The 21,272-nt window shown below is 54.4% G+C and carries 20 protein-coding genes; 12 read left to right on the plus strand and 8 right to left on the minus strand.

Annotated elements, in window-relative coordinates; all coding sequences use genetic code 11:
* Nucleotides 1-119: 119 nt before the first annotated feature.
* Nucleotides 120-641 (plus strand): VOC family protein, encoded by a 522-nt coding sequence (locus AFK62_RS20490; RefSeq protein WP_007679759.1) that lies wholly within the window; start codon nt 120-122, stop codon nt 639-641.
* A gap of 424 nt (nt 642-1,065) precedes the next feature.
* Nucleotides 1,066-1,311: a DUF2543 family protein gene (locus AFK62_RS20495; RefSeq protein ID WP_007679756.1), complete on the plus strand. Its 246-nt coding sequence runs from the start codon at nt 1,066-1,068 to the stop codon at nt 1,309-1,311.
* A 50-nt stretch (nt 1,312-1,361) separates the two neighbouring features.
* Here the strand turns inward: AFK62_RS20495 and eitC are convergent, their stop codons facing one another.
* From eitC to eitA, 3 genes are read right to left on the minus strand one after another with little or no spacing between them, the layout of a single operon-like run.
* The gene (eitC, locus tag AFK62_RS20500; protein ID WP_007679753.1) at nt 1,362-2,120 is read right to left on the minus strand and encodes a siderophore ABC transporter ATP-binding protein EitC; all 759 of its coding nucleotides are present in this window, start codon (nt 2,118-2,120) and stop codon (nt 1,362-1,364) included.
* Nucleotides 2,117-3,157, minus strand: coding sequence for a FecCD family ABC transporter permease (locus tag AFK62_RS20505; protein WP_007679750.1), 1,041 nt, complete (start codon nt 3,155-3,157; stop codon nt 2,117-2,119). The genes eitC and AFK62_RS20505 overlap by 4 nt, the downstream gene beginning before the upstream one ends.
* The gene (gene eitA, locus AFK62_RS20510; RefSeq protein ID WP_007679747.1) at nt 3,157-4,164 is read right to left on the minus strand and encodes a siderophore ABC transporter substrate-binding protein EitA; all 1,008 of its coding nucleotides are present in this window, start codon (nt 4,162-4,164) and stop codon (nt 3,157-3,159) included. The genes AFK62_RS20505 and eitA overlap by 1 nt, the downstream gene beginning before the upstream one ends.
* Nucleotides 4,165-4,405: 241 nt before the next feature.
* Between eitA and AFK62_RS20515 the strand changes: the two genes are divergently transcribed.
* From AFK62_RS20515 to AFK62_RS20535, 5 genes are all read left to right on the plus strand, one after another.
* A complete protein-coding gene (locus AFK62_RS20515) occupies nt 4,406-5,662 on the plus strand; it encodes an MDR family MFS transporter (protein WP_032984840.1) in 1,257 nt (418 codons plus the stop codon).
* A gap of 158 nt (nt 5,663-5,820) precedes the next feature.
* Entirely contained in the window at nt 5,821-6,654 is an 834-nt protein-coding gene (gene licT, locus AFK62_RS20520) for a BglG family transcription antiterminator LicT (RefSeq protein WP_007679745.1), read from the plus strand.
* A 140-nt stretch (nt 6,655-6,794) separates the two neighbouring features.
* Entirely contained in the window at nt 6,795-8,654 is a 1,860-nt protein-coding gene (bglF, locus tag AFK62_RS20525; protein WP_007679744.1) for a PTS beta-glucoside transporter subunit IIABC, read from the plus strand.
* A gap of 15 nt (nt 8,655-8,669) precedes the next feature.
* On the plus strand, nt 8,670-10,061 hold the full coding sequence (locus AFK62_RS20530) for a glycoside hydrolase family 1 protein (RefSeq protein WP_007679743.1): 1,392 nt from the start codon (nt 8,670-8,672) through the stop codon (nt 10,059-10,061).
* A gap of 995 nt (nt 10,062-11,056) precedes the next feature.
* Nucleotides 11,057-12,040 (plus strand): tyrosine-type recombinase/integrase, encoded by a 984-nt coding sequence (locus AFK62_RS20535; protein ID WP_007679729.1) that lies wholly within the window; start codon nt 11,057-11,059, stop codon nt 12,038-12,040.
* Nucleotides 12,041-12,124: 84 nt separating this feature from the next.
* On the opposite strand, the gene AFK62_RS20540 is transcribed toward AFK62_RS20535, so the two are convergent.
* Complete coding sequence (locus AFK62_RS20540; protein WP_321029377.1) at nt 12,125-12,874, minus strand: GNAT family protein; 750 nt, start codon at nt 12,872-12,874, stop codon at nt 12,125-12,127.
* A 254-nt stretch (nt 12,875-13,128) separates the two neighbouring features.
* On the opposite strand from AFK62_RS20540, the gene AFK62_RS23120 reads away from it, so the two are divergent.
* Nucleotides 13,129-13,290, plus strand: a complete 162-nt coding sequence (locus tag AFK62_RS23120) for a helix-turn-helix domain-containing protein (protein WP_407641373.1) — start codon at nt 13,129-13,131, stop codon at nt 13,288-13,290.
* A 341-nt stretch (nt 13,291-13,631) separates the two neighbouring features.
* Nucleotides 13,632-14,123, plus strand: coding sequence for a GNAT family N-acetyltransferase (locus AFK62_RS20550; protein ID WP_032984838.1), 492 nt, complete (start codon nt 13,632-13,634; stop codon nt 14,121-14,123).
* A 202-nt stretch (nt 14,124-14,325) separates the two neighbouring features.
* On the opposite strand, the gene AFK62_RS20555 is transcribed toward AFK62_RS20550, so the two are convergent.
* The 4 genes from AFK62_RS20555 to AFK62_RS20570 all read right to left on the minus strand — a co-directional run bounded on the left by AFK62_RS20555 (nt 14,326) and on the right by AFK62_RS20570 (nt 18,629).
* The gene (locus tag AFK62_RS20555; RefSeq protein WP_007679718.1) at nt 14,326-15,003 is read right to left on the minus strand and encodes an SDR family oxidoreductase; all 678 of its coding nucleotides are present in this window, start codon (nt 15,001-15,003) and stop codon (nt 14,326-14,328) included.
* 36 nt (nt 15,004-15,039) lie between these two features.
* Nucleotides 15,040-16,068 carry an alpha/beta hydrolase family protein gene (locus AFK62_RS20560; RefSeq protein ID WP_007679717.1) on the minus strand — a complete coding sequence of 343 codons (1,029 nt, stop codon included), beginning with the start codon at nt 16,066-16,068 and terminating at the stop codon, nt 15,040-15,042.
* Between the two features lie 87 nt (nt 16,069-16,155).
* A complete protein-coding gene (locus AFK62_RS20565) occupies nt 16,156-16,716 on the minus strand; it encodes a phosphoglycerate mutase family protein (protein ID WP_129232648.1) in 561 nt (186 codons plus the stop codon).
* A 254-nt stretch (nt 16,717-16,970) separates the two neighbouring features.
* Nucleotides 16,971-18,629, minus strand: coding sequence for a methyl-accepting chemotaxis protein (locus tag AFK62_RS20570; protein WP_007679715.1), 1,659 nt, complete (start codon nt 18,627-18,629; stop codon nt 16,971-16,973).
* A gap of 379 nt (nt 18,630-19,008) precedes the next feature.
* Between AFK62_RS20570 and AFK62_RS20575 the strand changes: the two genes are divergently transcribed.
* From AFK62_RS20575 to AFK62_RS20585, 3 genes are all read left to right on the plus strand, one after another.
* Nucleotides 19,009-19,299 carry a DUF1330 domain-containing protein gene (locus AFK62_RS20575; RefSeq protein WP_007679706.1) on the plus strand — a complete coding sequence of 97 codons (291 nt, stop codon included), beginning with the start codon at nt 19,009-19,011 and terminating at the stop codon, nt 19,297-19,299.
* Between the two features lie 169 nt (nt 19,300-19,468).
* Nucleotides 19,469-20,260: an MBL fold hydrolase gene (locus tag AFK62_RS20580; protein ID WP_007679703.1), complete on the plus strand. Its 792-nt coding sequence runs from the start codon at nt 19,469-19,471 to the stop codon at nt 20,258-20,260.
* Between the two features lie 545 nt (nt 20,261-20,805).
* Nucleotides 20,806-21,225, plus strand: coding sequence for a hypothetical protein (locus AFK62_RS20585; protein ID WP_032984835.1), 420 nt, complete (start codon nt 20,806-20,808; stop codon nt 21,223-21,225).
* Nucleotides 21,226-21,272: the final 47 nt, after the last annotated feature.

A 21,272-nucleotide genomic window follows, 5' to 3' on the forward strand; every position in this document is an offset into this window, starting at 1 on the left:
TCGGGTTTCCAACATCCGTCTTCTATGGCTGAATCAGTTTTTGTGACAAACACGACATTTCTGCCAGGCTTAAATGCGTGCGAAATCAATCTTATGCAAAGCACTGAAGGGAGGGTTTTATGATTCGCGGTATCGAACACATTGGCATTACCGTTGCAGATCTTGCACAAGCTGAAGCCTTTTTCTGCCAGGCGCTGGGCGCCTCAGTCCTTTATCGTTTGGTGGCCTCTGACCATCCGGATCAGACCATAACAGGCGATAAAATGTCCCGTCTGAATGGTTTCCCTGCTGAAATGAACCTTACAGTATTAGCCATGTTACGCCTGGCGAACGGATGCAACGTTGAACTCTTTCAGACTGCTCCCGCAGTTCACGAACACCCTGCCAGTCCTGGCCTGCCGGGAATTAATCATTTCTCGCTTTATACCGATGATATCCATAAGACAGCGGCCGACATGCGCTTACACGGCGCCGAAATGTTTGACGGGCCGTCAGACTGTTTCGCGCAGGAAGAGGGAGAAGGTAATCAGACGTGGTTTGGCATGACGCCGTTTGGCGTATTAATTGAGTTAATATCCCTTCCCGCTGGTGTTCGCTACGATGAAGGCGCAACAGAACGTCGCTGGATACCTGAGCGCTGACGTACCTGAGCCATCGCAGTCTGGGTGAGCGGTTTAGAAGCGGAATACTGATTCCCTTTCAGTAACGAAACCATAGCTATGGTTAATATTTTTCGATAAATATTTTGCGGGCAACGATATGATCGAAGAGAGAGGCTTTGACAACGTTGCCGCTTCAGCAGTCCTGGAACGTTCTCATAAAAAGCAGGCGCACATCATTCCCTTAAACCGCTGACGGGCTCCCCCTGCGTTTTTGTAAGGTTACGCCGCAACGACCGCGAGTCAGATGGCAGGCTTATTCCTTCCTGCTACCGTATTCCTGGACCACCAGCCGCCTCCATGCGCGGCCTTATCATTTCCGCGCCTGCACGCAGCCAGAAATGGTACTATCTTACTCATAACGCCCTGTCCGCACAGGCATAAACCCCATTATCAGGAACGCCCTATGAGCAAAGACATCCCGCTGAAATTTTATGATATTGCCGATGAGTACGCGACGGAAACCGAGACGCCTGTCAGCGACGCGGAGCGCGATCGCCTGGCGCATTACTTCCAGTTGCTGATCACCCGTTTGATGAATAATGAGGAAATCAGCGAAGAAGCGCAGCAGGAGATGGCGAGCGAGGCCGGAATTGAGCAAGCGCGTATTGATGAAATCGCGAACTTCCTGAACCAGTGGGGCAATGAGTAACGCCCTGTGCCAGTACGAAAGAAAACGGCCCCTGAAGGGGCCGTTTTTCATTACAGAAAGTGGATGTGCTTTTTGCCGTGATGCGGCGAGATCTCAATGCGCGCGTCCACCTTAAAGACTTCACGCAGCATGGATTCTGTCAGCACCTCATCCGGCGTACCGCTCGCCACCACCTGCCCGGCCTGCATCACAATCAACGCGTCGCAGAACATGGCGGCGTGATTGAGATCGTGCAGCGCCACAATGCTGGTGACCGGCAGTTCGCTGATGAGTCGCATCAGATGCATCTGGTGATGAATATCGAGATGGTTGGTCGGCTCATCCAGCAAAATTTCGCCCGGCGACTGCGCCAGCGCGCGGGCGATGTGTACACGCTGCCGCTCGCCGCCGGAAAGATGCTGCCAGCCCTCTTCGCTGCGCGTCAGCATGTCCACGCGGGCGAGTGCCTGCCGCACTATCTCGTCATCCTGATGCGTCCAGGGCGAGAGCGGTGAATGGTGCGGAATACGTCCGAGCTTCACCACGTCGCGCACGCGAATATTCGCATCGGTCATCGCGTGCTGCTCGACAAACGCCACGCGCTGAGCAAGTTTCTTCTTCGTAAGCGTCGTGATATCCGTGTCGTCCAGCAGCACCCTGCCTGCATCCGGGCGGCGCAACCCTGCGAGAATACGCAGCAGCGACGATTTGCCGGAGCCATTCGGGCCAAGCAGGCCGAGTGTCTGTCCTGTCGGCACGGCCAGCGACACGTTATCCACGATGCGCTTTTTACCTGCCGACCAGCTAATGTTGTTCGCGTGGATACTCATGAGAATCTCCTTGCGCGATACAGAATAACCGCAAAGAACGGCACACCAACCAGCGCAGTCACCACGCCGACCGGCAGGCTCTGCGGCGCAATCAACGTGCGGGAGGCGATATCTGCCAGCACCATTAAAATGGCACCCATCATCGCGCAGGCGATCAGCAGACGGCGGTGCAGCGGTCCGAAGAAATAGCGCATGACGTGTGGCACAACCAGCCCAACAAAGCCAATGGAGCCGGCCATACTGACAATCGCTGCGGTCATCAGCGCCGTCACCGCAAAGAGGATCAGGCGAACATAACCGACCGGAATACCGAGCGAGGCTGCGGCATCATCGCCAAACGTAAAGGCATCCAGCGCTTTGGCATGATAAAGACAGACCACCAGGCCTATCGCCACGACGACCAGCACCAGCTGAAACTCCGGCCAGCGCACGCCGCTGAAACTGCCGAGCAGCCAGAACAGCACGTCGCGCGCCTGCTGGGCGCTGGCAGCGGTGCTGATGGTATACGCGGTTATCGCATTAAAAAGCTGTGAGGCGGCCACGCCCGCAAGAATGGTGCGCTCGTTACCGCCGCGCGCACCGTTGGTCAGAAGCGCGACAAACATAAACGCGGCGAACGCGCCCGTAAACGCGCCCGCTGAGAGCGACACCGCCCCGCTGCCAATGCCGAGCACCACGACTGACACCGCGCCGGTCGACGCCCCGGCGGAGACGCCAAGCACGTAAGGCTCCGCGAGCGCGTTTTTCAGCAGGCTTTGTAATACCGCACCGCAAAGGGCGAGGCCCGCCCCACTACAGGCCGCCACCAGCGCCCGGCTCAGGCGAAAATCCCAGATGACGGTTTCATGAATGCGGTTAAGCGGATACGCCGTCAGGCCCAGTTTATTAGTGACCGCCGCAAAGGTTGTTTGCAGCGGTATGGAAAGCTCGCCAATCCCTACGCTTAGTGCAATCACCAGCGCCAGCAAAACGACGGAGAGCCCCAGTAATATCAACGCGGGCACACGGTTGACTACCGTTAAAGACAGACTCGCCATCAGTTAAGCCCGAGCTTCTCAAGCTGCGCGGCGATTTGCTCTGCGCCATAGAGCGTGCGAATGGTCGGGTTCATCGCCTGGCCGTCCATGACGACGATATGCCCTTTCTTCACGGCGTCGAGCTGGCTGACCGCCGGATCGCTTTTCAGGAATTTGATTTTCGCTTCGGCGTTATCCAGCGCCCAGCGGTTGCGGTCAAGGCTTGAAACCACAATCACATCCGGGTTCGCGGCAATAATGCTCTCCCAGCTGAGCGTCGGCCATTCGCTTTCTGACGTAATGGCGTTATGCCCGCCGAGCAGGCTTGCGATATATCCCGACGCGCTGTTTTTACCGCCCACATAGGCATCCGATGTCGGTGACGCGCTGGAGAACCAGAAAAGATAAGAGAGGTTTTTATGGCCTTTGCCGAATTTTTCTTTAAGAGCAGCTTCACGCGCTTTAAAGGTGTTGGTCAGCGCTTCGCCGCGCGCTTCGACGTTAAAAATTTTCGCCAGATCGTCTATCTCTTTATACAACAGCGTCATGTCCCACAGCTGTTTGCGGCTGCCGTAGATATCGCCGGTGTTTTTGGTTGTGGCGCAGACGCCCGGTGAGAGATAGCTGTTCACGCCGACTGCGGCGAAATCTTCACGTTTGGCGACTTTGCTGTCCGGCCCCAGCAGCAGCGGAAGCTGGGCCGCGACGAAATCGGGGTTCTGGGCGAGAATCGACTCCAGCGTTGGGATCTCAACCGTCAACAGTTTTACTTTTTCGTTTTGCTTTGCAAGCGATGGCAGCACTTTGGTCGGCCAGAAGGCACTGGCGGCCATTTTGTCTTCAAGCCCCAGCAGCAGCATGATTTCGGCGGTGTTCTGCCCGAGCGCCACCACGCGCTCTGGCGCAGTGGTAAAGGTCACTTTCATGCCGCAGTTTTCAATGGTGAGCGGGTATTGTGTGGCCAGTACCGGCGCCGAGGCGGCGCAAAGCAGGCCGAGTGCCAGCGTGTGTTTCACTAAAACATTCATCAACATCAACCTTAAAAAGTCGTTTACCGCCGCGCAGCGACCAGACATCGTTGCGGGCCGGATAAATTAGAATTTATATTATGTAAATGAAAATCATTCTTAAGAGAGGGTCTTATACCGGGCCGTCAGGGGGAAGTCAATATCGCCCGGACCGCTGTTTTCAACGGTCTGACGTTGCCAAAGACCGCGTAAATATGTTTTAAGAGAGCCCTCACTTTTTCTGAACAGTTATGCGGTCTTCATGTCCACTCATGCATCACACGCCGCGAGGCACACATCACCTTATTTGCTCTCTGCCAGCCAGCTCGTTTTTAACATCGGGTTCTATGCGGTGGTGCCATTTCTGGCTATCTACCTGCGCGACGATATGCTGCTTTCCGGTGGGCTTATCGGCACGATTATCGGCCTGCGCACTTTCTCGCAACAAGGCATGTTTTTGCTGGGTGGCGCACTGGCGGATCGCTACGGCGCACGCGGTATTATTCTGTGCGGCTGCGTCGTGCGTATCACGGGTTATCTGCTGCTGGCGCTCGGTGGGTCGCTCTGGGCGGTGGTACTCGGCGCGTGCCTGACGGGCGTTGGCGGCGCGCTCTTCTCGCCGTCAATTGAATCCCTGCTCGCAAAGGCCGGTACGCGCAGCGAAGCGGAAGGTAAACGCAGCCGCGCAGAGTGGTTCGCGTTATTCGCCGTGTGCGGCGAACTCGGTGCGGTGCTGGGCCCGGTGCTCGGCTCGCTGATGGCGGGGTTTGGCTTTAAGCTGATGGCGCTTGCCGGGGCAGGCGTCTTTATTGTCGCGCTGCTGGTGCTGTTTGTGATGTTGCCGCGTACCCCACATCGCGACGGGCCGCTGAATATCGTTCCATGGTGGCAGACGTTTCGCCAGCCGCGTTTTGTGGCGTTTATCATCGCCTACAGCGCTTATCTTTTTAGCTATAACCAGCTCTATCTGGCGCTGCCGGTAGAACTGCGCCGCTCGGGCAGTAACGATGCCTCTCTCGGCCCGCTGTTTATCCTCGCCTCGTTGCTGATAATCGTGTTGCAGCTCCCGCTGGCGCGCATCGCGCGGCGTTGCGGGCCGGCGCGGATGCTGCCGCTCGGGTTTGCCCTGCTGGGGGCGTCGTTTATCAGCGTCGCGCTGTTTGCGCCCTGTACGCCGCCGGAGGGCCTGCTGCGGCTGTTGCCCGCTGCCTGCATGGTGACGCTCCTCACGCTCGGTCAGATGATCATTGTGCCGGTGGGAATGGATCTTGTGCCCCGTTTTGCAGGCAACCATAACCTGGGCGCGCATTACGGTGCGCTGGCCTCCATGGGCGGCGTGGCGGTGCTGACCGGCAATTTCCTGCTCGGCGATGCGCTGGATAATGCGCTGACGCCCGCGCCGCAAGCGGCGATCCCGTGGCTGTTGCTGGCGGTGTTCCCGCTCTGTAGCGCCGTGGCGATGGCGGTGCTGTGCCGCTTTTACGCGCCGAAAACACCGGACGCGCGTGCGGGTCATTAAATGCGCAGATCCGCGCTGGCTCACGTTTTTCAGGAGGATATATTGAGCCGGTGAATAAAAGTGCTAAGGTGAAATCACTGGATTGTCACTGCTGCGGCAGGCAAAACCTGATTTCTGGCGTTCGCCGGAGGTCAGGTTTTTTTGTTTCCGGGGTATGGATGAAAATCGCCAAAATACTTAATAACAATGCGGTGTTTGTGCTGGATGAGCACGGGCGCGAGCAGGTCGTGATGGGCCGCGGGCTTGCTTTTCAGAAACGGACAGGCGAAGAGCTGGATAAAACCCGGATTGAAAAAGTCTTCGCGCTGCAAAGCGACGAACTGGTGCGCCGCCTGGGCGAGCTGCTGGCACAGATCCCGCTTGAGGTGATGACCACCTGCGATCGCATTATCGCCCTGGCCATCGAGCGGCTCGGCAGATTGCAGGACAGCGTCTACGTGACGTTGACCGACCATTGCCACTACGCCATTGAACGGCAAAGAAACGGGCTTGCCATCAAAAACGTGCTGCTCTGGGAGATAAAACGGCTCTACCCAAAGGAGTACGCGTTAGGCCAGGAGGCCCGCGCCCTGATTGCGAGGCGGCTTGATGTTGAGCTGCCTGAAGACGAAGCCGGGTTTATCGCCCTGCATCTGGTGACGGCGCAGCTTAACAGCGAAATGCCTGAGGTGATGCACGTCACCCGCGTGATGCAGGAGATCCTGCAACTGGTGAAATATCAGCTTCAGCTGGAGTATGACGAAGAATCATTAAGTTATCAGCGCTTTGTCACGCACCTGAAGTTTTTCGCCCAGCGGATGCTCACCCGCACTGTTGTTGCCGATGACGACCTCTCGCTCCATTCAGCGGTCAAAGATAACTATCCGCTTTCGTGGCGCTGTGCGGAGAAAATCTCCGGCTATTTGCAAAAAAGCTACCAGCGCGAGCTGACGGCAGAAGAAATGATGTTTCTCGCTATCCATATCGAGCGGGTCAGAAAAGAAGGGCGCTGAGCCCTCGCCTTCGGGCGACTAAAAAACGGATTGTGACTGCTTCTGGCAGGCAAAACCTGAGCGCGGCTTCCCGGTACACGGTAGCTGTTCTCGGGTTTTTTTGTTTTTAAAACTCAGTTAACGCATTGAAGGATACCGGAATGGACTATCAGGCATTAGCGCAGGATATTCTCGCCCGCGTCGGGGGGAAGGAGAATATCAGCAGCGTCATCCATTGCGCCACGCGGTTGCGCTTCAGGCTTAAAGATGACCGTAAAGCGGATGCGCCCGGGCTGAAAGCGCATCCGGGCGTTATTATGGTCGTCGTGAGCGGCGGACAATTTCAGGTCGTCATCGGCAATCATGTCCATGATGTGTGGCTGGCGGTGCGCCGTGAAGCCGGGATCACCGACGATGGTGCGCAGGCAGAGGATGATGGCCCGCGCGGTAACCTGCTCGCCCGGCTTATTGATATTGTCTCCGGCATCTTTACCCCGTTTATCGGCGTGCTGGCTGCCTCGGGGATCCTTAAAGGCTTGCTCGCGCTCGCGGTGGTCTGCCGCTGGATAGATCCCGCCAGCGGCACGTATAAAATCTGGTTTGCTGCAAGCGACGCGTTGTTCTTTTTCTTCCCGCTGGTGCTTGGCTATACCGCCGGGAAAAAGTTTGGCGGCAATCCGTTTATTACGATGACCATCGGCGGTGCGCTGACGCACCCGGTGATGATTAGTGCCTTTGAGGCGAGCCAGCAGGCGGGCGCGCTGGCCGACAGCTTTCTCGGCGTGCCGGTTATCTGGTTCAACTACAGCTCATCGGTCATTCCGATTATTCTCGCGGCCTGGGTGAGTTGCTGGCTCGAAAAGCAGGGCAACCGCCTGCTCCCCTGCGCAATGAAAAACTTCTTTACCCCTCTGTTGTGCCTTGGCGTGACGGTACCGCTCACTTTTCTGGTGATTGGCCCGGTTGCTACGTGGCTGAGCCAGATGCTGGCCAACGGCTACCAGTTTATTTACACCTTCGCTCCATGGCTTGCTGGCGCGGCGACCGGCGCGCTGTGGCAGGTGTGCGTGATATTCGGGCTGCACTGGGGGCTGGTGCCGCTGATGGTCAATAACATTGCCGTACTGGGCCATGATTCGCTGTTGCCGATGCTGCTTCCTGCCGTGATGGGCCAGGTAGGCGCGGCGCTGGCGGTGTTTTTACGAAGCCGTGACGCGCGCCAGAAAATGCTGGCGGGGTCGTCGGTTACCGCCGGGATTTTTGGCATCACCGAGCCTGCGGTATACGGCGTTAACCTGCCGCTGCGTCGGCCTTTTATCTTTGGCTGCGCGGCGGGCGCGGTGGGCGGCGCCATCGTCGGCCTCAGCAGTACGCAGGTTTACTCTTTCGGTTTTGCCAATATTTTCACTATCGCGCAAATGATCCCGCCAGATGGCGTTAACGCAACGCTCTGGGGCGGCCTCTTCGGCACGCTTTCAGCGCTCGTGCTCGCCTGCGGGTTAACGCTAATAGCAGGCCTTCCGGCGGGTGCGAAAGAGGCCAACACAGGGTCGCAAAACGTCCCGCAGAACGCGGCGCTCGCTCCGCTCAGCGGTACCGTACTGGCGCTTGATAACGTGCCGGATCCGACGTTCGCCAGTGGCCTGCTGGGTCAGGGGGCGGCGATTATTCCGTCTGATAATCAGGTGCGCGCCCCATTTGCTGGCGTGGTGGCGTCACTGTTTGAGACGCGTCACGCCATTGGCCTTGCAGGCGACAATGGTATGGAGCTGTTAATCCATGTCGGTATCGACACCGTCAAACTGGAAGGTCAGCTCTTCACAGCACACGTACGCGTGGGCGATCGCGTAAACCCAGGCGATCTGCTGATTGAGTTCGATCGTCAGGCCATTATCGATGCAGGCTATGATTTAACCACGCCCATTATTATCAGCAACAGCGACAGCTATGGCGCTGTCACGACCGTTGCGGCGACCGCCGTCAGCGCCGGGATGCCGCTGCTGACCGTTGAACCGGCTTAATCAAAGGAGAACACCATGAAAACTTTTCCAGACGGCTTTCTGTGGGGCGGCGCGATTGCCGCAAACCAGGTGGAAGGCGCATACCTGACCGACGGTAAAGGGCTTTCAACCTCTGACGTGCAGCCACAGGGCGTGTTCGGCGCCGTGGTGGAGCGAGTGCCGGGCGACAGCGGCATCAAGGATGTGGCTATCGATTTCTACCATCGCTACCCGCAAGATATCGCGCTGTTTGCCGAAATGGGCTTTAGCTGTCTGCGCGTGTCTGTCGCCTGGACGCGTATTTTCCCGAACGGCGATGAAAACGCGCCAAACGAGGCCGGGCTTGCGTACTACGATAAGCTGTTTGATGAACTGGCGGCGCACAACATCACGCCACTTGTGACGTTGTCACATTATGAAATGCCGTGGGGGCTGGTAAAACAGTACGGTGGATGGGGCAACCGCAAGACCATTGGCTTTTTTGAACGCTACGCGCGCACGGTGTTTACCCGCTACCAGAATAAGGTCAAATTGTGGCTGACCTTTAACGAAATTAATATGTCGCTGCATGCGCCGATGACCGGCGTCGGCCTGCCTGAGGAGAGCAGCCGCGAGCAGGTTTACCAGGCGATTCACCATCAGCTGGTGGCAAGTGCGCTGGCCGTAAAAGCGTGTCACGAAATCATCCCTGATGCCAGAATCGGTAACATGTTACTGGGCGGGCTGGTGTATCCGCTCACCTGTAAACCCGATGACGTTTTTGCCGCGCTTCAGGAAAACCACACATGGCAATTCTTTGGTGACGTGCAGTGCCGCGGTGTCTACCCAGGTTATATGCTGCGCTGGTTTCGCGACAATCATATTTCACTCACTATCACGGACGAGGACCGCGAAGCGCTGCGTTCCACCATCGATTTTATCTCCTTTAGTTATTACATGACGGGTTGTGTTACGACCGATGAGACGCTGAATCAAAAAGCACGTGGCAATATCCTGAATATGGTGCCAAACCCCCATCTGCAAAGCTCTGAATGGGGCTGGCAAATCGACCCGGTTGGGCTGCGCACGCTGTTAAACGTGCTATGGGATCGCTATCAAAAGCCGCTGTTTATCGTCGAAAACGGCCTTGGCGCGAAAGACAACGTTGAGGCTGATGGCAGTATTAACGATGACTATCGTATCAATTATCTGAACGATCATCTGGTGCAGGTTCGCGAGGCTATTGAGGATGGTGTTGAGGTGATGGGCTACACCAGCTGGGGGCCGATTGATCTTGTAAGCGCCTCGAAGGCCGAGCTTTCGAAACGTTACGGTTTTATCTATGTGGATCGTCACGATGATGGCAGCGGTACGCTCGCACGCAGCCGTAAGAAAAGCTTCTGGTGGTATAAGGACGTGATCGCGAGCAACGGTGGCTCGCTGCGGTAATGATGAAAAAGCGGCAGGCATTGGCGCGTGCCGCTTTTTTTCAAATGACACCGTAAATTTTCCCGGATGGATGAAAAATGACTGAAATAATATTAGCAACGCTTAAGAATTTTCTTGGTTTCTGAAACCGGTCTCATTGTTCAATGCATGTTTTTTGAATTATTTATCAGCCTGACGCACTGCTTACATTTAAAGACAATTCCCTGACAATATCTTCATCATTGCGGCAATAAATGCGTTAAATATCATCAGCAATAAAGAGTAAAACTGCGTTTTAAATAAATGGCGGGGAAATAAAAAAAGCACCCTACGCGGCGCTTTGGTGAGAAAGGATTAAGTGTTTATCACTAACCTATTGTATTAAATGGTCTTTGCAGGGAGCGGAAGCGTCGTCAACCCTGATAACGCTTCCGGAGAGATGCGGTAGTGAATGCTATCGACGTTTGCTGCCGCGGGACGGAAGCGTACGTGATTTCACCATTGCCGTATGCTTATAAAATGCATAGGCGATGAGAACAACCAAAAAGACGATCAATGCTACGGTCATTTTGCCCATAACCTTCCTGATGGTGTGACTATTTTAATTGTGACTATATATCATACATGAAAATATATTACAGATGCACCTTTATTATTTATACGCGTGTTTAACTGGCGTTGAATAATATGCAAAGGCGCAATTTGTCATCAATCGCGCGCGCAAGGCGCGTGGTTATCACCATGCTGTCATTCAGAAGGAAGTACCAGGAGCGGTTAAAAAACCACCTGGTGGTATACGCTATCACAGCCGCTGCGCTGTCACGTCATAGAAAAAACACATGATGCAGCTTCGTTGTTGTCTCGCCTGTAGTATCCCCTCTTCAGCCGATTTCTTTTACTACTTATTAAAATGTACCTTTGAAAAAGTAGCTTTACCGGTGCAGGAAGATCGGGGGATAATCCTGCTACTTTTTACGAGACGTACACGCTTTTTTCCCCTGATTGATGAGGTAAGCATGACGGAACTGACAGATGACAGCCTGTTACCCGGCCCGCTTGCGGGCATGGCGGCTGACGATCCGCTGATGCTGACGACCGGTACGCGGGGCCATGCGCTTAACCCCGCCATGGCGTACCTCATCAGTCTTCCTTCCGCAGCGAGCCGACAAACCATGCGATCGTTTTTGCAGATTGTCGCCGGCATGCTTGGGGCCGCGGCGTTTCAGCAATGCCCGTGGGGTAGCCTGCGTCGTCACCATGTGCAGGGGCTGCTTGAGATGTTGTCAGCCTCCGGCCGTGCGCCCGCCACCATTAACACCTATCTGTCCGCACTGAAAGGCACCGCACGCGAGGCGTGGATGATGAAGCTGATGGACACGGACAGCTATCAGCAGATCCTTGCGGTACGCGCTGTGCGCGGCAGCCGCCTCACGCGAGGCCGCGCGCTTTCTGCTGATGAGGTACGCGCCCTCTTCACGCACTGTGAACAGGATAAAAGCTGTAAAGGCCCGCGTGATGCGGCCATGCTGGCGGTGATGCTTGGCTGTGGTCTGCGCCGTTCAGAGGTGGTCGGCCTTGATGTCGACAGCATTCTGGCACAGGACCAGGCGTTACGCGTGCTCGGCAAAGGTAATAAAGAACGGCTGGCATTTATGCCGGACGCCGTCTGGCAGCGGCTTCAGGACTGGATTGAAAATGTGCGCGGTGAAAACCCCGGCGCGCTGTTTACACGAATCCGCGCCGGTGACGATGTCACGTCCGATCGCCTGACCCCGCAGGCGGTGTATCACATTCTGCATCAACGCCATAGGGAAAGTGGCATCGGGGCATGTGCTCCTCACGATCTTCGCCGCACATTCGCCTCCATGATGCTCGATAATGGCGAAGATCTTATTACGGTGCGCGACGCGATGGGCCACGCCAGCGTGACCACTACCCAGAAGTATGACCGCCGCGGCGATGCCCGTCTTAGACGCGCAGCGAATAAGATTCGGCTGTGAAAGCGAGCGGGTTGCCGCACAGCCCTTGTGACGATAAAAAGGGATGGAGCTGATGACCTTTATATGAATGGCGGTCACGCTATCTTAGATGACAAGAGTCTTACCCGTGCGTTGTGCATTCGCCCATCTCAGTTTGTAATCCCAGTTTTTGTCATAAAGCCCGATGCAAAATATCATCGCTTTATTTCCAGAGTGACACAGTGATCTGGCCTCATTAATATTATTCCACATGAGTAAGCTGCCTGGGCTAAGTGGGTTAAATACGGGGTCAAGACCGCCATTGGGCACATCAAAATAAATAAGGTTGTCACTTTCCGCTTTCAAAACCATATCTATTACGCAGGGCGCCCCTTTATAAAAAAACAGGCTTCCTGCTATCATATGTTTTAATGGGGTTAACATCTCAATGAGATTAAGTTTTCCATAGCATCTTACGGTGTCAGAGAATCTTTTATTAAAAAGATAAATATAGAAATCAGCGATATCACCAACCTCAAGTGCGGAAAGTTGATGGCTTTCTCCGCCTGAGGCGAGGAATTTTCGCAGTTCGCTGTTTCTTTTTTTGATGGTTTTCGTGGAAAACTGATCTTTCACCAGACAAACCTTACGCTTTGTTCTGAAGAGAAAACTGGAATTTAACACGCTGTTTCGATGCCTGAGTGATAGCCGGTTCGTTTTAATGGGCAAAAGCACGCGTGCATTTTCGGCAATCGGCATCATGACTTCGTCATAAGACAAAGGGTATTCTCGCCAGACGTTAAGACCAAAATCCTGGTCATTTACCGTAAAATAAGCGGCTGTTATTTTATTTAATGCGACATTAAAAAATGCCAGAAAGTGAACCGCATATCTTTATGTTGCATGAAGAATTCTACGGCATCTGGATGAGTATTTACACTGCCACCGTACTGGCGGTAGGTTTCTTTATATATATGAAAGTCAGACGGTTCCCAGCCCGCCAGGGAAGGTTTTAATAGCATTTCAGGCATGCTCCGTAGCATTGCTACTGTTTTAACAGGAAGGTTATAGGCCCGGGCTCAAAGATGCATACCGGCATGACGGTAGGGTTTTTTATCATAAAGAAGCGAATGGAGAAGGCATTAGTCGAATTGGCTAATGGCGATGACGCTATCATTACCATAGCGCTGAAAAATGGTTATGTTTCGCACCAGACATTCACCCGCGCGTTCACGCTTTATTACGGGATTTCTCCGGGGCGCTATCGTCGACGCAACGGGAAAAGGCGATAACAGGAAGCTATCCATCTGGAAAATTGTAGGCGTGAAAGAAAAATGATTTCTGTCGCAATCATGCCGGGAATGAGGTGGTTTATATCTGTCCCGGATAATCACTTTCTGTTCTGGTGTTAAGTTAATTCTCGGCCTTCATTTCATGGCGGCATCCCCTTCATTAAAGAGAGCGTTGCATCGGCCCGTTGAACGCACAGCCAAACGCGGGCATCACTACGCGTTTTATGTTCATCAATTCGGCTCAATGTGTATGTTGATAAGTGAACTGTATTGACGACAGGTAACCGCATTGCTATCAGTATATTCATATTGATAACTACGTTCAGATTGAGGATTCAGGTGTGATTTCTTTCCGTACGATGACAAATGATGAGTACCCTGCTTACCTCGACTATTTTGTTCATGATTATGCCTGTGAACTCGAAACAAACTACCGGCTCTCCCAGCGTGATGCTCTTGCAAGGGCGAAGCAGGAAATATCGGAATTACTTCCCGAGGGGGTTAATACCCCAGGACATGTTTTATTGAGTATTGTTATGCATTCGGACAATACTCACAATCATGTGGGTTATCTCTGGTATAAACCCGATACGACTGTGCGCACGGTTTTTATCTACGATTTTCATATTTTCAACGCCAGCCAGGGACAGGGGCTTGGCAAACAATCTCTGCGTGCTTTTGAAAATTATCTGCAGGCACAGAATTTTAAAGAGATCAGACTGCGTGTTGCCGGTGACAATGATCGCGCCCGGCATGTCTATGAAGCGAGCGGATTCGGTGTTACGGGTTTTAATATGAGTAAGTCTATTACCGACTGCGGCACTGACAATTAAGAAACAGGCATAACAGGATGTATTCTGTTTGCCAGACGGCCCGAATACACCGTTGGGCCTGTACCTTTGGTTTTGATGACAATCCTCGTTGCCCAACGGTGTTAATATCGCACCCGCCTGTTAACCATGCCTGTATCCATGCCTGCGCGATTTAAAAAGGCGCGCCTGACGCGCCTTCGCATTTCCGCCTCGCCTGACGCCGCTATGGCGCTATCTCTTCGCCCTGGTAATCGACAAACCGGCATGAGGGGTTATCCAGCGCGGCCGTGATAACCGCTTTCAGGCCCGCGGCGCTCTCCTCGACCGTTACCGGTGCGCGTGAGCCGCCCATGTCGGTCTGAACCCAGCCTGGGTGCAGCAGTAAGACGGCGCGTTTCCCTGGCAAGGCTTTGGTCACCGCGAACGAGCGAGCCAGTGAATTCAGCGCGCTTTTGCTGGCGCGATAGAGCGCCATGTCGCCGGTGTCGTTATGCGTAAAGCTCGCGGTGCGTGACGACATAAACGCGATAACGCCGCCTTCACGTACCTGAGGGAGCATCGCTTCGGCGAGGCGCACCGGCGCAATAGCGTTCGTCATAAACAGCGATGCGGCTTCGTCTTGCGTAACCTTGGCAGGGCTCTGATGATCCGGCCCATAGATGCCTGCATTAACAATGAGCGCGTCAAATTTTACTGCGCTCAGCGTTTCCTGAAGCTGGGCGCAGCTGGCAGCGTCCGTCATATCGACGAGTTGGGTCGTTATGCCAGGAAACGCCTCGCCATGGCTTTTCTCGCTACGCACCGTCGCGATGACGTCGACGCCATCGCGTGCGAATGTCTCGGCAAGCCCACGACCAATGCCGCGCGATGCCCCGATAATCAAAACATGTTTTACTGTCATAGTGTTACCTCTGTCCCGTTAACGTTTGTCATGGTATCAGTATGGCGCGCATTGTTGGGTATGGATCCAGGTTGCGATCGCCTCAGGCGCGCCGGGCGCATATGCGTGCTCACCGGAAAGCAGAAACAGCGCCTGCGCCCACCATGGCCACTGAGAGGGAAGCTGGTAATCGTACCAGCGGCTTTTCAGTAAGCCATGCGTTGCGCCATCTATCATCCGCAGGCAACGCGGTGTCGTTGAAGGCAGCGTAGCGGCCCACACAGCCAGCGTTTCGCCAGGCCTGACGTTGCGGTCATTTGCGCCCATTAACACCATCACGGGAATTTTCATTGGTGTGATATCCGCGCGGGCATCGGCAAGCGCATTGCGCCGTTCGAAATCATCACGAGTACAGCGCCCTGCACAGGGCTGCGAGACGGTTTGTGCGGTATAACGTCTGGCAAAATCCAGTCTGTCATTTTGTATTGCCTGCGCTATCTCTGAAGGCGTGTGCCCTGAAAGCGCAAGCCGTGTCTCAAGAAAATAGCTTCCCTGATCGCGCCAGTTAATCGCACCGCCAACAATGACGGCAAAGTCAGCATGCGCCAGCGCGGCAGCTTTTGGCACTACCCACCCTGCTTGAGAAAAACCTAAAAAACCGAATCGGCTGTGTGAGAGCGCGGGTATTTTTCTAAGCGTTGTTATCGCCTGTAACGCTTCGTCACTACGATCGCGCATCGTTTGCGCCAGCCAGTTCCCACCACTCTCCCCCACGCCCGGTTTATCCCATGAAAATACGGCAATACCGTTTGCCAGCAGCGTATTTACGAGGGGGAGATAACCGCCTTGCGACCAGCGATCCTGGGCGCCGTCACCATGCACCAGAAGTGCTACGGGGGGATGTTGCACACTATCCGGAAGCGTCAGTGTTCCCTGTAAGGGATTTCCATTATGAATAAAAGTCACCGTATGAGCTTGCGGGAGGCTCTGCGCATCAAAAATCGCAAGGCGGATCATTACCCACAGGGCTAACAGCAGAATCAAAACAGTGATGATGATGACCGTCTTACGCAGCCGGAAACGCATGTTAAAAGCCTTTTTGTAGGAGGTACTCGTACTGATTCCCTGTTGAAGGCAGGAACGTGACGTTAACCGAGCGCTATCAGGCGCGTGTTATGTGGGCGAGCGGTAAATCCCTGCGCTCCAGTAACTTTTGCCGGGTTTAAGTATCTCGCGCCAGCCCTTGCTGAGCAGCGCGCTGGCAATCAGCCGGTTCATGATGCCGTGCCCCATCAGCAGCACGTTTTCGTCACTGGCACTGGCAAGATTTATCAGATTCTGCGCCGCTTGCGCCGCACGGGCTTTGGCGGCGCGCAACGATTCAACGTCCCCCGACATGCCGCACAACCACAACACGCGAAACAGCCCAGCCCAGGTAAGCGGTGATAATTTCACTGCACCGAGATGACAGACCGGTAATTCCGCCTCCCGGTACAGGGCATCGGTGTGAGCAGGCGTACAGCCCAGCGCCCGTAGCGAGGACATAGCGCGGGGTAAGTCGCTACTGATAACGATATCTGCCTGCGTTGCCAGTTGACGGCTTATTGCGGGCGGTGTGCTGCTGCCAGTGTCCGCGAGATCGTAAGCCGTTATCCAGCCTCGCATATCACGCGCGCTGAGCCTTTGTGCATCTGGAATATCGGGCCGGCCGTGGCGCATCAAAATGATGTCCATTTCCTTTTCCTTGTCGGTTAGAGATAGTCTTGCCCGGAATAATGGCATTGAGAAACGCCTTACTAAAGTTTATAAGTGCTTTTCGACTAAGTAATTATTGCTCGTGATGCCGGACACCTGACAGATTATGCCTCTTACCGTTTTGGTGAGACTTACCTGAAAGCCTTTGGGAATCCGTTAAAATAACGGCTTACCGATATCAATGAAAAAGCCGCCTTAAAGGCGGCTTTTTTATCAACAGTAATACAGTGTTATCAGAAACTCTGCCAGTCATCCTCGGATGCCGGCACGGCAGCGGGGGCCGGGCGCAGCGTCTTGAGCGGGGCGGCGGCAGAGAAGGCCTCGCGAACAGCCGGTTTTGAATGCCCGGTCGCAACTATCGTAAATGTGCTGACCAGACGGTTCAGCGACGCGGCTTGCTCCATCAGTGACTGCGATGCAGCAGACGCCTGTTCTACCAGCGAGGCGTTCTGCTGGGTAACATCGTCCATCTGATTCACGGCCAGATGGACCTGGTTTATCCCCTGCGACTGCTCCTGGGCGGCCACGGAGATTTCATCCACGATATCGGTGACCTGACGAACCGCTTCGTTCATCTTGCCGATGTTCTGGCCTACGCCTTCCGCCTGCGCCGAGCCGGCCTCGACGAACTGCATCGAGTTCTCGATAAGTTCTTTAATTTCACGGGCGGACGACGACGAACGCTGCGCCAGTGTTCTGACCTCGCCTGCCACGACGGCAAAGCCCCTGCCCTGTTCGCCAGCGCGCGCGGCTTCCACCGCCGCGTTGAGCGCCAGAATATTGGTCTGGAATGCAATGCCTTCGATAAGCGCAATAATATCGGTGATTTTTGAAGAGCTGTCGCGAATGTTGCCCATAGTGGTCAACATGGTGTTCACGCGCGCCTGGCTGTCTTCGGAAATTTCGCGGGCGTTTTTCGCAAGCTGGCTTGCCATCTGCGTGTTTTCCGCGGTCTGGCGAACCGTTTCGGTCAGCTCAGCCATGCTGGCGGCCGTTTGCTCAAGTGAGGCCGCCTGTTCTTCCGTGCGTGACGAGAGATCTTCGTTACCTGCGGAAATTTGTCCGGACGCCGAGCTCACTGACTGTGCCGAAGCTTCCACTGCGGCGAGCGAGGAGGCGACATTCGCGGCAAGCGTGTTATACGCTTTTGCGGTTAACCCGATTTCATCGGTACGCGAGTCATCAGCACGAAGCGTGAGATCAAGACGCTCGCTGGCGCTTTCCAGCGTCTGGCGCATGCTGTTGAGCTGGTTGCGAATCGCGAAAATGGTTTTCAGCGTGAAAAAGCCAAGGATAATGATCACGACCGCCGAGGCGCTAATCAGCCCCCAGAGCGTCAGATAGTAAGCATTATCACTTTCTGTACGCATTTTATTACCGATCTCTTCATTCAGCCCGAGCTGTTTCTGATAAACCGCAATCAGCTGTTTTGCTACCCCACCGATACCGTCTTCATTGTGCAATGCCGCCAGTACCGCAGCGGTGTTCTGCGCGCGTGAAATTTCAAGAAACGCAGGCAGGCGGGACTGAATCGTCTGAATGAGGGTCGCTGCGTTTTCAGAAATCTGGCGATCTTCATCGTTCGAGATCTCATTTTGCAGATAATACTGATTCTGCGTGCTGATACGGTTGAGGGTGGTATCGATCTCTTTCTCAATCTGCGCCTGTTGTGCGGCATTCGCTGCACTCTGGTGGCGGTAGAACTTGATAATCAGGGAGTTGCTGCTGTCTATCATTTTGCCGATATCAAGAATCGACGGAACGGTGTTTTCCTGTACGTACTGAAACCGTGCCTGAAAATTACTGACCACCACAACAGCCACAATCACCATCGTTATCAGGGCTGTTGAAAGTAATGAAAACGTCAGCATAAGCCGTTGTGTTATGGACATAGATTTTTTCCTCGGGTGCCCTTTTTCGCTGTGTGAAGCCAGTGCGTCAGGCACACTGGCATAACGACTATCGGCGCAACACCGATCAAAAATTAGCCTTTCCGAAGCGCTTTTTTTATAGGTGCCTGATTCAGAAAACATTAAAGATATTTATGTGATAGTCAGACAGCGGTGAATCGTAATCTCGCAGGCGGCCTGCATGCCGCTGGGATGAAAAGACGGTACAAGGCTGCGGGGGCGCCCATGCGTGGCGCAGCCAGGCGGGATTGTTGTTAGTGCCCGTAACAGTCTGTTCTTCTGACGAGGATTTATCCCGCGTTTGTTACTCAATACACTGGCTTTCAGTATTCACTCACCCCCACAGCAAAAGAGAGACAACATGCCAAAAGGTTATCTGATAGCCCATGTCACTATCACCGATCCTGACGCTTACGCTGGTTACGCACAAGCCGCTGGCGAGGCCCTGAAAGGGTTCAACCCGAACGTGGTGACCTGGTCCGGGCGTCATGAAAATGTGGAAGGCGACGCCCATGAAAAACATGTAGTGCTGGAGTTCGCCTCATTTGAAGAGGCGCAGCGCTTTTACCACAGTCCGGCCTATGAAGCGGCAAGAGCGCTGCGTGAGCACGCGGCGCACGGCTCGTTTTATCTGGTTGAAGGCGAGGCATAACGCCGGTAGTCAGGCTTGCGACAGCAGGCCTGCTTATCTTTGCGCAAAACCCACCGCACGATAAACGCCACACTGCTCCCGACGTGTTCTATGGTTACTGGCTTAGGGTTGGGGAAATGACCGCGTGTCGTTTTCTCACGATACACGAACCTTAAGTGAGGGCGATGGAATGGTGACATTATGTAAAGCCTGCGGCACGTCGTATGACGTCGCCACAGGGCATCCGACACATTGCAAAATCTGCGAAGACGATCGTCAGTTTGTGCCCCATACGGGACAGGCGTGGATTGGTGCGCGCACGCTGCTCGCGTCGCACAGCAATAAATGGCAGCAGCATCGTCCCGAACTCTTCAGCATAGAGACAGTGCCCGCGTTTGCCATCGGTCAGCGCGCGTTTGTGCTCATCACGCCGCAAGGCAATATTCTGTGGGATTGTATTGCGAACCTGGACGGTGCCACGAAAGCGCTGGTCGCCGCGCTTGGCGGGCTGATGGCAATAGCCATCTCACATCCGCACTATTACACCACGATGCAGGACTGGGCCGCTGAATTTAACGCGCCGGTGTATCTCCACGCGCATGACCGCGAATGGATCATGCGCGACAGCGCTTATATCCGGCTCTGGGAGGGTGACACACTGGCGCTGACAGATGAGGTGAGCCTGCTTCGTCTTGGTGGACACTTCCCGGGCGGATGTGTGCTTTATGATGCACGAGACGGCGGTACGCTGCTCACCGGCGACATTTTACAGGTCACACCTGGCACGGATGCAGTCTCTTTTATGTGGAGCTACCCGAATATGTTGCCGCTCGCGGCAGACACGGTCAGCGAAATCACGCAGCGTTTACAGGCCGTACCGTTTGAAAAACTCTACGGCGCGTTTGATGGACGTGAAATTCTGTCTGGCGCCAGCGAGGCGGTACGCCGCTCGGGGGAAAAGTATGTGACGTGTCTGAAATAAACGCCCGGGTTTTCCATCCTGCCAGACCATTCCCTCTCACGCGATATAAACGCTGCGCTACATCGTCGGAGTGGGGCAGACACCGTCTGCCCGTATCTCCGGCTTGGCGGGCCGGTAAGGGCCGCTTAGCGATGTAGTTACAACATTCATTAAAGCGATTACAGGTTTACCCGCCCTTCGGGCGGGCGCGGGCGGCCCAACAAGGGTAATTCCGCGCTCGGTGGTTTCAAATACGGCGATGAGGCCCAACGGCGCTTAACGCGACGCCATGGTCTCAGAACTGCAGTCTGCGCGGCAGGTGCAAACCCAATCCACTCATATGGATGTTGTAACTATACCTTCAAGAATGAAGTTTAGTCATATAAAGGCGCAAGCCAATAAGCAACCCTGCCCGCTTTCCAGTGCACGTCAGCACAGGCACATATGTGCACAATCTTTGTATAAAGATCGCTTACCTACCAGAAAAGGCACTTCGCCCCCTGAAAGTGATGAGTATGTTATTATCTGGTTGATATTTATGGATATAGTTTCTAAGAGTGACAAATATGAAGATTGGATACGCCGCACTGCTTTCAACCCTTATTCTTTCAGGTTGCGCGCAGTTAAACGACGGACTGGGTCCCCTGAATTCAGGTTTAGCCAGTATTAACAAAGGATTAAAAGCACCGCTGCAGAAAACGGATAAGTCTGTGAGCCAGATTTGCGCCGAGGCGAAAAACAACCCTGGCCGCGCAAATCAGACGTTTGGCGGGCTGGGCATGACCGCTGAAGGGGTTGTTCATCTTCATGATGATAACCTCATCACCGAACCATTTTTCCTGATGAAAGTCGGCAGCAATACTGTCGCCGTCAGAGGATATCCGGATATGAATGCCCTCAATGAAGGGCAGCGTCTCAAAGTGGACGGCACGATCACCCATATCTCCAAAGATTATGGCTGCATGATCTCTGTTAACGCCTACTAAGCCTCTCGCAGACCGGCTACACACCCGGTCTGCGTTGCACACTCACC

This window comes from Cronobacter condimenti 1330, from assembly GCF_001277255.1.
GTDB lineage: Bacteria > Pseudomonadota > Gammaproteobacteria > Enterobacterales > Enterobacteriaceae > Cronobacter > Cronobacter condimenti.